At 68.1% G+C, this 14661-nt stretch carries 12 protein-coding genes and 1 pseudogene; 6 read left to right on the top strand and 7 right to left on the bottom strand.

Annotated elements, in window-relative coordinates; all coding sequences use genetic code 11:
* Positions 1–90: 90 nt before the first annotated feature.
* The 4 genes from DM816_RS20675 to DM816_RS20690 all read left to right on the top strand — a co-directional run bounded on the left by DM816_RS20675 (position 91) and on the right by DM816_RS20690 (position 7723).
* Positions 91–2934 (top strand): AfsR/SARP family transcriptional regulator, encoded by a 2844-nt coding sequence (locus DM816_RS20675; RefSeq protein WP_162907661.1) that lies wholly within the window; start codon positions 91–93, stop codon positions 2932–2934.
* Positions 2935–3282: 348 nt separating this feature from the next.
* The gene (locus tag DM816_RS20680) at positions 3283–4671 is read left to right on the top strand and encodes an alpha,alpha-trehalose-phosphate synthase (UDP-forming) (RefSeq protein WP_117212002.1); all 1389 of its coding nucleotides are present in this window, start codon (positions 3283–3285) and stop codon (positions 4669–4671) included.
* A gap of 76 nt (positions 4672–4747) precedes the next feature.
* Positions 4748–7201, top strand: coding sequence for a rhamnogalacturonan lyase (locus DM816_RS20685; RefSeq protein WP_117211981.1), 2454 nt, complete (start codon positions 4748–4750; stop codon positions 7199–7201).
* A 24-nt stretch (positions 7202–7225) separates the two neighbouring features.
* Positions 7226–7723 carry a hypothetical protein gene (locus tag DM816_RS20690; RefSeq protein ID WP_117211982.1) on the top strand — a complete coding sequence of 166 codons (498 nt, stop codon included), beginning with the start codon at positions 7226–7228 and terminating at the stop codon, positions 7721–7723.
* A gap of 15 nt (positions 7724–7738) precedes the next feature.
* Here the strand turns inward: DM816_RS20690 and DM816_RS20695 are convergent, their stop codons facing one another.
* Positions 7739–8635, bottom strand: a complete 897-nt coding sequence (locus DM816_RS20695) for an RNA polymerase sigma-70 factor (RefSeq protein WP_117211983.1) — start codon at positions 8633–8635, stop codon at positions 7739–7741.
* 179 nt (positions 8636–8814) lie between these two features.
* Here DM816_RS20695 and DM816_RS20700 point away from each other — a divergent pair, with 179 nt between their 5' ends.
* The gene (locus tag DM816_RS20700) at positions 8815–9300 is read left to right on the top strand and encodes a carboxymuconolactone decarboxylase family protein (protein ID WP_117211984.1); all 486 of its coding nucleotides are present in this window, start codon (positions 8815–8817) and stop codon (positions 9298–9300) included.
* Between the two features lie 54 nt (positions 9301–9354).
* Here DM816_RS20700 and DM816_RS45870 read toward each other — a convergent pair whose 3' ends face one another.
* The 5 genes and pseudogenes from DM816_RS45870 to DM816_RS20725 form a co-directional block, all read right to left on the bottom strand.
* Complete coding sequence (locus DM816_RS45870) at positions 9355–9774, bottom strand: cellulose binding domain-containing protein (protein WP_425455259.1); 420 nt, start codon at positions 9772–9774, stop codon at positions 9355–9357.
* A pseudogene (locus tag DM816_RS20705) lies at positions 9769–10854 on the bottom strand (PQQ-dependent sugar dehydrogenase); the annotation flags it as partial. The pseudogene DM816_RS20705 and the gene DM816_RS45870, both read right to left, overlap by 6 nt.
* A 42-nt stretch (positions 10855–10896) precedes the next feature.
* Positions 10897–12117 (bottom strand): RNA polymerase sigma factor, encoded by a 1221-nt coding sequence (locus DM816_RS20710; RefSeq protein WP_117211986.1) that lies wholly within the window; start codon positions 12115–12117, stop codon positions 10897–10899.
* A 12-nt stretch (positions 12118–12129) separates the two neighbouring features.
* Positions 12130–12546 (bottom strand): YciI family protein, encoded by a 417-nt coding sequence (locus DM816_RS20715; RefSeq protein ID WP_246002082.1) that lies wholly within the window; start codon positions 12544–12546, stop codon positions 12130–12132.
* Between the two features lie 165 nt (positions 12547–12711).
* Positions 12712–13671, bottom strand: a complete 960-nt coding sequence (locus DM816_RS20725; protein WP_117211988.1) for a Kelch repeat-containing protein — start codon at positions 13669–13671, stop codon at positions 12712–12714.
* A 22-nt stretch (positions 13672–13693) separates the two neighbouring features.
* On the opposite strand from DM816_RS20725, the gene rnhA reads away from it, so the two are divergent.
* Positions 13694–14275 carry a ribonuclease HI gene (gene rnhA / locus DM816_RS20730; protein WP_117211989.1) on the top strand — a complete coding sequence of 194 codons (582 nt, stop codon included), beginning with the start codon at positions 13694–13696 and terminating at the stop codon, positions 14273–14275.
* Here rnhA and DM816_RS20735 read toward each other — a convergent pair.
* Positions 14189–14593, bottom strand: coding sequence for a VOC family protein (locus DM816_RS20735; RefSeq protein ID WP_117211990.1), 405 nt, complete (start codon positions 14591–14593; stop codon positions 14189–14191). The two genes, rnhA and DM816_RS20735, sit on opposite strands and share 87 nt — an antisense overlap.
* Between the last annotated feature and the right edge of the window lie 68 nt (positions 14594–14661).

Raw genomic sequence — 14661 nt, forward strand, 5'->3', positions numbered from 1 at the left:
GGTCTTCATCGAGCGTGCACAGGTTCTTTCATTCACTTCACACCCCCCGCCATTGCGTTTGTTACATCCATTCATCTAGATTTCTTGGCGGTGAGATACCGAATACTCGGTGCGCTCAGGATCTACGGGGCCGACGGTCAGCCGCACGCGTTCGAGCGGCGGCAGCGCCGGCTCCTCGCGGTGCTCCTGCTCTCCCCCAACCAGGTGGTCGGCCGCGATCACCTGATCGACGCGGTGTGGGACGAGGCGCCGCCCGCCACGGCCGGGCGCCAGCTGCAAAACTGCGTCTCCCAACTGCGCGCGCAGTTGCCCGGTACCGGAAAATGGAAACACCTCATCGCCGCCGAGCCGGGCGGTTACCGCCTCCATCTGGACCCAGGTCAGCTCGACGCCCAGGTTTTCGAGGAGAGCATCGCCGCGGGGCGGGAGCAACGCGACGCCGGCAGGCTCACCGAAGCCGTCACGACGCTGCGCGATGCCCTCGCTCTATGGCAGGGTTCGGCGCTGGCGGGCATGACCGGGCGGGTCATCGAGGCGGGCAGCGCACGGCTCAACGAGCAGCGACTGTCCACACTGGAGGAATGCCTGGAGCTGGAGCTCGGCCAGGGCCGGCATCAGCATCTCGTCGGCGAGCTGTTCGAGTTGGTCGCGGCGTACCCATTGCGGGAACACCTGGTCGGCTTGCTCATGCGCGCCCTGCACGGCGCAGGGCGACGAGGTGAAGCTCTACAGGCCTACGGCCGCCTCCGCACCCGCCTCGCCGAAGAGCTCGGCATCGACCCCGGCCAACACCTACAAGACCTCCACACCGCCCTCCTGCGCGACACCGTCCCCACCCCTATCGCGGTCGATCATGAACTCAAGTCCATGTTCGACGGCGTGTCGTCGCACCAACTTCATGGTCAACCGGGCACGGCCCTGCGGCAGCTTCCCGCGCCGGCGCGCCACTTCGTCGGCCGCGACGCCGCGCTCGACGAACTCGACCGGCTCGTCGACGCGGCCGGACACGACGCCGTCGTCATCTCCGTCATCCACGGCACGGGCGGCATCGGCAAGACCGCCCTGGCCGTGCGATGGGCGCAGCGGGCGGCGGCACGATTCCCAGACGGCCAGCTGTTTGTGAACCTGCGCGGATTCGACCCGATCCGGGAGCCCATGACGCCGATGGAGGCGATCCGCGGGTTCCTCGACGCGTTCGCCGTCCCGGCGGATCGCATCCCGGCCGGGGTCGACGCGCAGGCGAACCTGTATCGCACGCTGCTGTCGGGCAAGCGGATGCTCATCGTGCTCGACAACGCCCGCGACATCGACCAGGTACGGCCCCTGCTGCCCGGAAGCAGCGGGTGCCTCGTCATCGTCACGAGCCGCAACGAGCTGACCGGACTGGTCGCCACCGAGGGCGCGCAGCCGCTGACCCTGGACCTGCTGAGCATGAACGAGGCGCGAGGGTTGTTGGCAAGCCATCTCGGTCACGCTCGGATCGAAGCCGAGCCGGGTGCGGTCGACGACATCGTGCGCCGATGCGCGCAGCTACCGTTGGCGTTGGCCATCATCGCGGCGCGGGCGGCGGCCCACCCCACGTTCCCGCTCGCCACGTTCGCCGCCGAGCTGGCCGACGCGCAGCGGCGGCTGGACGTCATGGACGGCGGTGAGCAGTACAGCCAGGTCCGTGCCGTGCTCTCCTGGTCGTACCAACGACTTTCCACACAGGCCGCGCGGCTGTTCCGGTTGCTGGGCCTGCATCACGGGACCGACGTGACCATCGGCGCGGCGGCGCATTTGGCGGGAATCACGCCGGGTCAGGCACGGCTCCTGCTGGCCGACCTGGCCCGCGCGCACATGGTGACCGAGTATGTGATGGGCAGGTACACCTTCCACGACCTGCTCGGCGCCTACGCCAGCGAGCAGGCGCACGCGCACGACACCGAAACCGAACGGCGCCAGGCGGTCCGGCGGTTGCTCGGGTACTACCTGTATGCGTCGGCCGCGGCGGACACGCTCGTGACACCGCATCGCCGCCGCACGCCGATGCCGGAAAACCAACCGCCGCCCGACGACGTCCCGCACTTCCGCGACCACGCGGGCGCGCTCGCCTGGCTGGAGGTCGAGCGGGGCAACCTTGTCGCGGCGGTCAGACTCGCCGCCGATTACCAGGAGCACGCGCTCGGGTGGCGGCTGGCCAACGTCCTATGGGGACTGTTCAGCCTGGAAAAGCATTGGGAGGATTGGGTCAGCACGCACACCATCGGTCTGGCGTGCGCTCGTGCGTGCGGCGACCGCCGGGCAGAATTCACCATGCACAGCAGCCTCGGCACCGCACACCGCGAGTGCGGCCGGTTCGACGAGGCCATCGCATACCACCAGCAGGCGTTGCGCATCAGCCGGGAAATCGGCGACCGGTGGGGCGAAGGCCAGGCGCTCAACGGAATCGGCGCGGTCTGCGGCGACAGCCAGCGGACGGGCGAGGCGCGCGAGTACCTGCTCCAGGCGCTGGAAATCCGGCGCGAGGTCGGCGACCGCTGGGGCGAGGCCATCACCATCTGCAACCTGGGCGAAGAGGATCTCAAAGATTGCCGGTACCCTAGCGCGCGCGATCATTTCCTTGCCGCACTTGAGATCCGGCGCGAGATCGGCGACCGCTGGGGCGAGGCCCTGACGCTGAGCTGCCTCGGGCAGGCCTACCACGCCGTCGCGCAGCACCACGACGCCGTCCGCCACTTCGAGCAGGCCCTCGCCGTCCACCGCGAGCTGCGCGACTACTCCATGCAGGCCCTCGATCTGCGCCACCTCGGCCTGCTCTACCGCGATCTTGGCCTGCCCGAGCAGAGCGAGGCCAGCCTGGACGAGGCGCTCGCCATCTACCAACAACTCGGCATGCCCGCCGCCGACGAGGTCAGATCCCTACTCGAAGGCCAGGCACCTCAACGGAGTTAGGTTTACACAGCCTGGGGCCGGCGAAGGCGGTCGACGATACGCCAACGGCAATAGGCGAGGACGGCCGGTCCGGCTGACTGCCCACCAACCTGGTCACCTTGCCGATATCGGGCCGCGGAGCGGATCTTCGTCCTCGGGTCGGACATTGGATGATCTGGCCAGCTGGCGCTGGGGTAGCTGGCTGTTTGCGAAGTGGCACACTTCAATACCATCTGTCCCGGTAGGATAACGGGCAGTAGCGACACGCTGAGGCGGAGGCAACGCCGGATGTAACACCCAGTTAATGATGGCTTGGTATGAACGTCCTCAGCAAACGGACAAAGACAATGATCCGGGATGGAAACGTCGATGCTGACCAGTTCGTTAGTTGTGGTGTCCAGCCGGCTTCCGATCGACGGGACCGTCACGCCGGACGGGGTCACGGAGTGGCGTCGCGACAATGGTGGCCTCGTGCGGGCGATGCACCCGATTTTGCGCGATACGGCGGCGGCGTGGGTCGGCTGGTCCGGCCGGGTCGACGATACGCCGACGAAACTGCCCGACCTCGACGGGATGCACCTGCATCCTGTGCCGCTGTCCACTGCGGACTATGAGGACTATTACGAGGGCTTCGCCAACTCCACACTGTGGCCGCTCTACCACGACGCGGTCGAGCAGCCCGCGCATCACCGGCGTTGGTGGGAGGCCTATCACCGGGTCAACCAGCGCTTCGCCGAGGCGACCGCGCGCGTGGCCGCCAAGGGCGCGGTCGTGTGGGTGCAGGACTATCACCTGCAGCTCGTGCCGGCCATGCTCCGCCGGATGCGCCCCGACCTGCGCATCGGGTTCTTCATGCACGTCTCGTTCCCGCCCGGCGAGCTGTTCATGCAGCTGCCGCGCCGTGTGGAGCTGCTTGAGGGCCTGCTCGGGGCCGATCTGGTGGGCTTTCAGCGGCCGGGCGGCGCACGCAACTTCGCCTGGCTGGCGGGCCATGCGCTGCGCGCCCGCAACACCCACCGCGGCATCGAGTATGAAGGACGGCTCATCCGCACCGGCGCGTTCCCGATCTCCATCAATGTGGCCGAGGTCGAGACGCTGGCCCGCAATCCGCGCACAATTGCCCGCGCCAAGCAGCTGCGGGCTGATCTGGGCGACCCTGCCCGGGTCATCCTGGCCGTCGATCGCCTGGACTACATCAAGGGCATTGAACAAAGACTTAAGGTGTACCGCGAACTGCTCGCGGATGGCCGGATCAAGGTCACCGACACGGTGATGGTGCAGGTCGCCGTGCCGAGCAGGCAGCGGGTCGGGCACTACCGCGACCTTGCCGAGCGGATCGAGCGCGAAGTGGGCCGGATCAATGGGGACTTCGGGAAGCTGGGCGCTGCCGCCGTACACTATCTAAATCAAGCAATCAAACCGCCGGAGCTCGTCGCGCTGTATAGAGCAGCTGATGTCATGGCGGTGACGCCGCTGCGCGACGGGATGAACCTGCTCGCCAAGGAATATGTTGCCGCGCGGGTGGATGGCGGCGGCGCGCTCATCCTCAGCGAGTTCGCCGGCTCGGCCGCAGAGCTGAAACATGCCTATCTGGTAAACCCGCACGACGTGGACGGCACGAAGGATACGTTCATCCAGGCGCTGGAGGCCGACCCGGCCGACAACCGCAAACGCATGCGCGCCATGCGAAGGCACGTGCACGCGCACGACGTTCAACGCTGGGCGCACAGCTATCTGACGGCCCTGACCGGCTCGTAAACTCGGCCTAGCTAAGGCATCTAAGTGCTTGATAGACTCCCGCTCTATTGAAACGTTTCACAGAGCGGAGTGTGGAATGAGTACATATAGGAAAGCACTCGTCACGGGCGCGTGCGCCGCCCTGCTTGTCGTGCCATTACCCGCTAGCGCACCGGCCCTGGCCGACGCGGACAGGCATCGCCCACGGGCCGTGCAATTGGAACACCTGGACCGCGGGCTCGTCGCCGTTTCCACCCCGCAGGGTGTGTTCCTGAGCTGGCGCCTGCTCGGCTACGAGATCACCGGGCGCACCGCCACCGGCATGGCCGGCCCGGCATTTCACGTGTACCGCAATGGTTCTCGCATCGCCACCGTCACCGAGAGCACCAACTATCTGGACGCCTTTTCCGAACCCGCCTCGTACAAGGTCGCCGCGGTCGTCGGTGGCGTTGAAGTCGACGTGAGCGCGCAAGTCTCGCCGTGGACGGCCGGATACTATGATCTGCCGCTGCGCAAGCCCGCCGACGGCGTGACACCCGCCGGCGAGGCATACACCTACTCGGCCAACGACATCAGCGTCGGCGACATGGACGGCGACGGGCGCTACGAGTTCGTCGTGAAATGGGATCCCTCGAACTCCAAAGACGTGTCGCAGATCGGCTACACCGGCCCGGTGTACCTCGACACCTATCGGCTGGACGGCACGCTGCTGTACCGCATCGATCTCGGGGTCAATATCCGCGCAGGAGCGCACTACACCCAATTCCTGGTCTACGACTTCGACGGCGACGGGCGCAGCGAGCTGATGCTCAAAACCGCGCCGGGCACCAACGTCGGCGGCCGCCACATCACGATGCCGCGCGAGGACGTGCGGGCCGGGTTCTCCCACACCGACGACTATCGCGTGAGCCGGCAGACCTATCACGAACACGTGGTGCGCATGTTCCAGGGATGGCATGCCCACCCCGAGGTCGTGGCCGGGCACTGGCCGGCAACCCTCGAACAGGCCTTCGGGATCGAGCCGCAATACACCTACCCACTGTCGCGTGAGGACGCGGTCGCGCTGACCGACTACTTCATGGACGTATACGCACCGGCCCGCAGCACCCGCAACAACTTGCGGGCATTTGAAGGTTTCATTTTGTCGGGGCCGGAGTACCTGACCGTGTTCGAGGGCGCGACCGGGCGGGAGCTGGAGACCATCCGCTACAAGCCGGGCCGCCACGACGACGGGATGATGTGGGGCGACTATGCGATGTCGCGCATCGAGCCCGGCAACCGCGTCGACCGGTTCCTCGCCACCGTGGCCTACCTGGACGGCAAACGCCCGTCGGCGGTGTTCGCCCGCGGCTACTACACCCGCACGACGCTCGTGGCCTACCACTGGGACGGCAAGCGGCTGCGCGAACAGTGGTTTGTGGACAGTGGCTGGACCCCGATGACCAACCCGTTCAACGACGGCCCACACGGCCGGGACGGCACGGACCCGCGCTTTGCCACCATTACCACGCAGGGCGCGCACTCGCTGAGCGTGGCCGACGTGGACGGCGACGGCAAGCAGGAGATCGTGTACGGCGGGGCCACCATCGACCACGACGGCGACCTGCTGTACAGCTCGTTCGGGCTCATGCCGCCCGAGAGCGCGACGCCCGGCGAGATGGCCCGGGTCGGGCACGGCGACGCCATGCACGTGACCGACATCGACCCGGCGCGGCCCGGGTTGGAGGTCTACATGGTGCACGAGGGCGGCAGGTTCGCCCCGTATGGGCATGCCATGCGCGACGCCGCGACCGGTCAAGTTCTATTCGGTACCTACTCCGGCCGCGACACCGGGCGGGGCATGGTGGGCGACATCCTGCCCGAGCACCCGGGCCTGGAGGCTTGGGCCAACACGGGCATGGGCCTGTGGACCGCGGGCGGGCAGCGGCTCGGTGACGCGACCCCCGGCACGAACCAGAGCATCCGCTGGGCCGGCGACATGACCACGCAGATCGTCAACGGCTCGATCGCCGTGACCCCGACCATCGACGACTGGAAGCGCGGGACGGTGCTCACGGCCACGGGCACGCTGACGAACAACCACACCAAGGGCAACCCGGGACTGGTCGCCGACGTGCTCGGCGACTGGCGGGAGGAATTGCTCGTGCGCACGACCGACAGCACGGCGATCCGGGTGTATGTCAGCACGGAGCTCACGAGCCGCAAGATGTACACACTGATGCACGACGTCCAGTATCGGGCCGAGGTCGCACGGCAGCAGACCACGTACAACCAGCCGTCGTACACGAGCTTCTACCTCGGGTCCGATGTGGACTGGCAGCGGGTGCCGGTGCCGGACTATTGGGCGCCGGGCAGCATCGAAGCGTTGCGGGCGCTCGTCGACGAACACGTGTCGGGCCCGATTCGGCACCGGCTGCGGGCGGCGCTCAACCAGGGCGGGGAGCACGGATTGGAGCGCTTCATCGCGCTCCTGCGCCACGATGACGTCTCACCGGAGGCGCGAGCGATCCTGACCTACCGCGCTCAGGTGATCCTCAACATGCTCAGTTGACCGTGTCCGATACCGTTGCGCGGTATGCGAACGGTCAACGTGACCACCCCCGAGGGTCGAGGCTGGGCCGTACGGGTGGTGTGGCAGCCGCGCTGGCGGGCACTCGCCCGCCAGTTCGGCGGCTGGCGGCGCAAGCGGCGGTCCTCCGGCTGGGGCGACGGTGTCGGGGACTTCGTGCCCGCGTTCGGCGACGACATCCTCGCCGTGATCGCAGTGATCGTCGGGATGGTGCTGTTCGGGGTGCTGTTCTGGTTTGTGCTGCTGCCGCTCGTGTTGCTTATCGTGGACGTGTTGGTGGTCGTGCTGCTGATGCTGCTCGCGATCCCGGCGCGGGTGCTGCTCCGTCGTCCTTGGACGGTCGAGGCGGCCAGCGCGGACCCGGATGGTGACACGGAATCGTGGTTCGCGGCCGACGTGGTCGGCTGGCGGCGCGCGCTCGACACGCGCGACGACATCGCGCAAAAGCTCGCCTCCGGCCATCCCGCACCGGTGGTCGGCACGCTCGCCACGCGCGAGGCCTAGCGAGCGTGCCCCCGCTCAGCGGCTAAGGGCGGTCTCGTGCCGCATGTGCGACAGCTTCTCCGGGTTGCGCACGGCGTAAAGCCCGGTGATGAGACCGTCGTCGATGCGCACCGCCAGGACGGTGTCGAGCTCGCCGTTGAGCCGCAGGATCAGCGCCGGGTAGCCGTTGACCTGTGCCGGCTGCATCGATATCACGGCGGCGTTCTTGCCCAGGCCGGTGCTCATCAGGCGAGCCACCCTGTCGGCCCCCACAATGGGCTTCGGCACCGCCTGTTTGATCCCGCCGCCGTCACCCAGGAAGACGACATCGGGCGCGAGGATGTCGAGCAGGCCCTGCAGATCTCCCGTTTCGGCCGCCCGTTGGAACGCCTCAAGCGCGTCTCGGGTCTGGGCCGCGGAAACAGTCCCGCGCGGGCGGCGCGCGGCGACGTGTGCCCGCGCCCGGTGGGCGATCTGGCGGACCGCGGTCGGGCTCTTGTCGACGGCCTCGGCGATCTCGTCATAGTTCAGATCGAACACCTCGCGCAGCACGAACACCGCCCGCTCGGTCGGCGTGAGCGTCTCCAGCACCAGCAGCATCGCCATCGACACGCTGTCGGCCAGCTCCACGTCCTCGGCCACGTCGGGCGAGGTCAGCAGCGGCTCGGGCAACCACGGCCCGACGTAGGACTCCTTGCGCCGGCGCAGCGTCCGCAGCCGGGTCAGCGCCTGCCGGGTGGTGATCCGGACCAGGTAGGCACGCTGATCCCGCACCGTGTCGAGCTCGACGCCCACCCACCGCAGCCACGTCTCCTGCAGGACGTCTTCGGCGTCGGCGGCCGAGCCGAGCATCTCGTAGGCGACCGTGAAGAGCAGGTTGCGATGGGCGACGAACGCCTCGGTAGCCGAATCCGTCCGGCCTGGTTCGCTCATGGCTGCTGGCTCCTGCCTGTTCGCTTTTGACCGTGCCACACAAGACGCCGGTTCCCACGGCTTTGTGACACCAACGATCGGTGGAGCACGTCACATGGCCGGGCTGTCACAGCGTTCGGGGCGGCGGCATCTCCATGTCGTAAGCACGCCGTAGGAGTAAGCACGAGTAAGGACGAAGCATGGAACCTCGAATCAACCTCATGGCCAACGAGCTCGGAGCCAAGATCGCCAAGCGGATGCACGGTGTCGGCCAGGTCATCGAGCAGTCGCCGCTGCCCAAGACGACACGGGAGCTGGTGATGCTGCGCGTCAGCCAGATCAACGGCTGCGGCCTCTGCGTCGACATGCACACCAAGGAAGCCACGGCCGCCGGGGAAAGCGCGATCCGGCTCCACCTGGTCTCCGTCTGGCGCGAGTCCACCGTATTCAGCGACGCCGAACGGGCCGCGCTGGCGCTCGCCGAGGAAGGCACCCGCCTCGCCGACCATCACCACGGCGTGTCCGACGAGACCTGGGCCCAGATACGCCAACACTACGACGACGACCAGATCGTCGCACTGATCTGGGTGATCGCCATGATCAACGCCGCCAACCGGGGCAACGTCATCCTGCGCAACCGGGGCGGCTCTTACGACCCCAGCATGCTCGCCGCCATGTCCCACTGACCGGCGGGTCCGGCTCCGCGGCACAACCGCGGAGCCGGACGGTCGCGTGTGGTGTCAGGTGCGGGTGCAGGTGACGTTGGTGGGCTGGCCGTTGGTGCCGTTCCAGCTAGCGATGAAGCCGAACGAGATGGTCCCGCCGGCCGGGATGTTGGCGTTCCAGTTGAGGTTGCGCACGGTGACGTTGCCGCCGTTCTGGCTCCAGTCACCGCCCCACAGTTGCGAGATGACCTGTCCATTTTGGAATGTCCAGGTGACCGTCCAACTGTTGGTCGTGGTGGAGCCGGTGTTGCGCACCGTCACGTTGCCCTGGAAGTTGCCCTGCCACTGGTTCCCGACGGTGTATGTGGCCGCGCATCCGCCCGGCTGCGGGCTGGGCGAGGGTGAGGGCGACACGGACGGAGACGGCGATGGCGACGGGGACTGCGAGGGTGAGATCGACGGCGACGGCGATGAGGTCACGGGCGGGAAGCGCACGACGCGGTCGTCCTGTGCGCCGGGCGTGCCACGGCCGTCACGGTTGCTGGTCGCCACCCAGAGCCAGCCATCCGGCCCGCGCGCGACGGCCCGAAGCCGTCCCATCTGGCCCTGCAATTCTGCTATGGGGGTACCGGCGCCGCCGCTGGAATTCAGCGGGACGACCCACAGCCGTTGGCCCCGAAGAGCCGCCGCGAACAGGTGGCCGTTGGCGAACGCGAGCCCGCTCGGAGACGCCTGCGCCGTCGACCACGTGACGATGGGGTTGCGGAACGACGGATTGCTGCACGTGCCCTCGCACGTCGGCCAACCGTAGTTCCCACCCGCCACGATCATGTTGATCTCGTCGGTCGCGTTCTGCCCGAACTCGGTGGCATACAAGCGATTTTGCGCGTCCCACGCCAAGCCTTGCACATTGCGATGCCCGTAGCTGTACACGAGCGAGTTGAACGGGTTGCCCGACGGCACCCCACCGGTCGGGGTCATGCGCAGGATCTTGCCGTTGAGGCTGGAGGTGTTCTGCGCGCTGGACGTGTTGCCCGCGTCTCCGACACCGGCGTAGAGCATGCCGTCCGGCCCGAACGCGATGCGGCCTCCATTGTGGAAGCTCGCCTTGCCGATGCCCGACAGGACCACCTGCGGACTGTTCAACGCGTTCAGCCGGAAGCGCACGATCCGGTTGTCCGACGCGGCGGTGAACATGGCATACACCCACTGGTCCGTCGCATAGGTGGGCGACACGGCCAAGCCCATCAACCCGCCCTCGCCGCCCGGCACGACGCCCGGGATGGTGCCAAGCACCTGCGGCGCCTGGCCGGCCCGCAACTGCAGCAGCCGGGCACTGTCGCGTTCGGACACCAGCGCGCTCCCGTCCGGGAGGAAAGCCAGGCCCCACGGCGCGACCAGTCCGGTGGCGACGTTTTGTGGCTGGGTGAAGTTGAAGCCGCCGGCCTGCTGGGCCACGGCTGGCCCGCTGCCGGTGACGACGAAGGTCGCGGCCGCGACGGCGCAGGCGGCCGCCAGGCCCATGAGAACACTGCGTTTGCGCATGAGAAATGCCTCCACGGGGTTGGGTTGGATGCCCCGTGCGCAAAACGGCTCCGCCTCGAAATGCTTCCGGAACTATTCCGGGACGTCAAGTCGAGCGACTCTTGAGTGCAGATATCTCTGCTGCGGCAGGCTGGAGGTGAGCCGGGCGGCCGCCAGATAAGACTCCCGCGCCGCCTCCCGCGATCCGGCCATCTCCAGCAGGTGGGCCCGGACCGCATGCAGCCGATGGTCCTGTGCGAGGTCCTTGTCCAGCCGGTTGGCCAGCTCCAGGCCCGCGTGCGGGCCATCGACCATCGCCACCGCGACGGCATGGTTCAACTCGACCATGGGATTTGCCGAAATTTTCAGCAGTACCTCATACAGCGCGCGGATTTGCGGCCAGTCCGTGTCGTCGGCCGTCGGCGCCTCGTCGTGCAGCGCGGAGATGGCCGCCTGGAGCAGGTAGGGTCCGGCCCCACCGCGCGGCAGCGCCTCACTGATCAGGGCAACACCTTCCGCGATATATGAAGAGTTCCACAGGCTGCGGTCCTGCTCGGCCATGGGAATCAGCGCGCCGTCCGGTCCGGTGCGCGCGGGCCTTCGCGCGTCTGTCAGCAGCATCAACGCGAGCAGCCCGGCGACCTCACCCTCGCCCGGCAGCAGCCGGTAAACCAAGCGCGCCAGGCCAATCGCCTCCGACGAGAGCTCACTGCGGTGAAGGGACGGCCCGGAGGTGGTCGCGTACCCCTCATTGAAAATCAAATAGAGCACGTGCAGGACCGCGCCCAACCGGTCGGCGCGCTCCGCCGGGCTCGGCATCCGAAACGGGATGCCGCTGTCCTTGATGCTCTTCTTGGCACGCGTGATCCGGCGCGTCATCGTCGCCTCGGGCACGAGAAACGCCCGCGCGATCTCGGCGGTGCCCAGGCCTCCCACGGCACGCAGGGTGAGTGCGATCTGCGACGCCGACGACAGGGCCGGATGGCAGCACATGAACAGCAGGATCAGCGTGTCGTCGGCGTCGGGCGCGGGCTCGGCCGGCTCAGCGAGCGCCCAGCGGGCGACCGTGTCCTCGCGCTGCCTGCGCGCCTGCTCACTGCGCAACAGGTCGGTCAGGCGCCGCGACGCCACCCGGATCAGCCAGGCACGCGGATCGTCCGGCGTGCCCTGCTCCGGCCACTGGGTGGCTGCCGCGAGCAGGGCTTCCGCAACCGCGTCCTCGGCGGTGTCGAAGTGGCCGTAGCGGCGCACCAGCGCGCCCAGGACCTGCGGCGCACACTGGCGCAGCAGGTCCTCCAGCTCGGTGCGCGGCATGCTCCGCCAGCCCTAGATGTCGAAGTCGTCCGGGCCGTGGTCGGCGACCGGGCGGACGTCCACATACGCGCCTTCCATCGACGCACCCTGCGGATACGGGCACTGCGTCACCCGGGCGGCGATCTCAGTCGCGCGGTCGAAGCTCTCGCACTCGACGATGTTGTAACCGGCCAGCACCTCCTGCGTCTCCGCGTAGGGCCCGTCGGTCACCACCGGCACGCCGTCCTTGAGCCCGTGGATCCGGCGGGCGTGCACCGGCGCCGTCAGCCCGTGCGCCTCGACGAACTCCCCCGAATCGACCAGCTCCTGGTTCCACTGCCGCATGAACTCGTGCATCGCCGCGACGTCCTCGGCGCTCCAGCCTGGCGTGCCGCCGGGCTTGCCCGCCATCATGTCGTAGTCCTTCTGCGAGGCGTACAGCATGATCATGTACTTCACGATCTTTCCCCTTCCACTCTGAACTCTCTCACCGGGGACGTCGGAGCCGCACGCCTACACCGGACATCAGTTTCGCCGAGCGGGCTGGAAAAGTTCGATCAGGTTGCCGGCCGGGTCGGCGATGAGGACCTGGCGGCCGCCCGGACCGGAGACCGGTCAGCACGCGCCGAGGCCCGCCAGGTCGATGGCCTCGGTGGTGTCGGCGACATGCAGGCCGGGCTTGGGCCCGCCCGCGAGGGTGTAGAGCACGGTGCCGACCGTGACCACGCCGAGGCCGTGCCTGGGCGTCGGCAGTGCGGGCAGGGACTGCCACGTGCCCGTGGCCGGGTCGAACATCTCGACCTCCTCGAACGTGTCCTGCGCCTCCCCGCCGACCGCGACGATCCTGCCGGTGCACGTCGCGGCCGCCGACATGCCGCCGCGCGGGGTGGGCATCGGCGCGAGCGCGGACCACTGTTTCGTACCCACATCAAAAACCTCAAGCGTGGCAAGGTTTCCCGCCCCGGTACGGCCACCGACCGCATAAACCCGTTTATCGAAAGCGGCCCCGCCCAAGTGTTCGCGCGGCGTCGGCAGGCCCGGCGCGGTGGTCCAGCGGTCGGCGGCCGCTTCATACACGAGCATGTCCGCGGCCAGCGACCCTTGCCCGGCCACCCCGCCCGCGACATACACCCGCCCGTCCACGACGGCCGCCGTGGCCGCCGCACGCGGGGAAGGCATGTCCGCAATGGACCGCCATCCCTGCTCGGTGAGCTTGAACGCCCCGGCGAACGCGCGCCCGCCGGAGTCGTATCCGCCGAACACGAACACCGTGCCAGCCACGGTCGCGGCCATCGCGTGGTTGACCGGCACCGGCAGATCCGGCCCGCGCTCCCAGCGCGCCGCCGCCGTGTCGAACACCTCGACCGTCGCGACGGTGCCGCCGCCCGCCCGGTACCCACCGATCACATAGATCTTCGATCCAACAGCCGCGGCGGCGACTTCGGTGCGCGCCGACGGAGCCGACGGCAGCGCCTTCCAGCTCACCGAGCCCGACGGCACCACCGGCGCAACCGGTGCCGGTGCGCCGTCACATGCGGTGATCAAGATGACGAGCGTGAAGAGGAACACCCGCATGCCCTGAGGCTACGCTGTCCCGGTGCAACCACGTGCGGTCGAGATCTACACCGATGGGGCATGCTCCCCCAATCCCGGGCCCGGCGGCTGGGGCGTGCTGCTGCGCTACGGCGAGCACGAGAAGGAGTTGTGCGGTGGCGAGCCCAGCATCACGACAAACAACCGCATGGAGCTGACCGCACCCATCGTCGCGCTGGAGAGCCTGACCCGCCCGTCGGTGGTGCGCCTGCACACCGACAGCACCTATGTGCGTAACGGCATCACCCAGTGGCTGCCGCGCTGGAAGCGCAACGGCTGGCAGACGTCGGCCCGCGAGCCGGTGAAGAACGCCGATCTGTGGGTGCGCCTGGACACGGCCGTCGCCCGGCACGAGGTCGAGTGGCTCTGGGTGAAGGGCCACGCGGGGCACCCCGACAACGAGCGAGCCGACTGCTTGGCCAGCAAGGGCCTGCAGGAGGCGCTGATGCTTGCTCCTGCGAAAGCAAGCCGCGGACGGTCCGCCCTTGAGGGCGACGCGCTAGCCCTGCGTGATGTCCACCATCCAGGTGATGCCGAACTTGTCGCTGCACATGCCGAACTCGTCGCCCCACATCTGCTTCTCTAGCGGCATCGCCACGGTGCCGCCCGCGGACAGCTTCTCCCAGTAACCGCGCAGCGTGTCGGCGTCCTCGCCGCTGAGGCTGATGGAGATCTGGCTGCCGGGCCTGTGCCCCATCTCCTCGGGCGTGTCGGCTCCCATCAGGGTGAAGCCGCGGTCGGTCTCCAGCTGTGCGTGCATGATCTTGTTGGCCTCTGCGCCCTCGGTGCCGTACTCCCCGAAGGTGTTCATTTTGAGTTCACCGCCGAAGACCGACTTGTAGAACTCCATCGCCTGCCGCGCGTCGTCTTTGAAGCTGATGTACGGGTTGAGCCGCATAGCCATTGGGCTGCTCCTTCACCGATCTGGTGTGGTCATCAGCCCTCAGCCTAGATCCCGGCGGACGCGCGCAG

The sequence above is a fragment of the Allorhizocola rhizosphaerae genome (assembly GCF_003426775.1).
GTDB classification, from domain to species: domain Bacteria; phylum Actinomycetota; class Actinomycetes; order Mycobacteriales; family Micromonosporaceae; genus Allorhizocola; species Allorhizocola rhizosphaerae.

Excerpts from the sequence above, each read along its gene's own strand:
- DM816_RS20690 (WP_117211982.1), top strand. The coding sequence starts at position 7,226 with ATGCGAACGGTCAACGTGACCACCCCCGAGGGTCGAGGCTGGGCCGTA.
- DM816_RS20715 (WP_246002082.1), bottom strand. The coding sequence starts at position 12,546 with ATGATCATGCTGTACGCCTCGCAGAAGGACTACGACATGATGGCGGGC.
- DM816_RS20710 (WP_117211986.1), bottom strand. The coding sequence starts at position 12,117 with ATGCCGCGCACCGAGCTGGAGGACCTGCTGCGCCAGTGTGCGCCGCAG.
- DM816_RS20735 (WP_117211990.1), bottom strand. The coding sequence starts at position 14,593 with ATGGCTATGCGGCTCAACCCGTACATCAGCTTCAAAGACGACGCGCGG.
- DM816_RS20695 (WP_117211983.1), bottom strand. The coding sequence starts at position 8,635 with ATGAGCGAACCAGGCCGGACGGATTCGGCTACCGAGGCGTTCGTCGCC.
- DM816_RS20700 (WP_117211984.1), top strand. The coding sequence starts at position 8,815 with ATGGAACCTCGAATCAACCTCATGGCCAACGAGCTCGGAGCCAAGATC.
- DM816_RS20685 (WP_117211981.1), top strand. The coding sequence starts at position 4,748 with ATGAGTACATATAGGAAAGCACTCGTCACGGGCGCGTGCGCCGCCCTG.
- DM816_RS20725 (WP_117211988.1), bottom strand. The coding sequence starts at position 13,671 with ATGCGGGTGTTCCTCTTCACGCTCGTCATCTTGATCACCGCATGTGAC.
- DM816_RS20680 (WP_117212002.1), top strand. The coding sequence starts at position 3,283 with ATGCTGACCAGTTCGTTAGTTGTGGTGTCCAGCCGGCTTCCGATCGAC.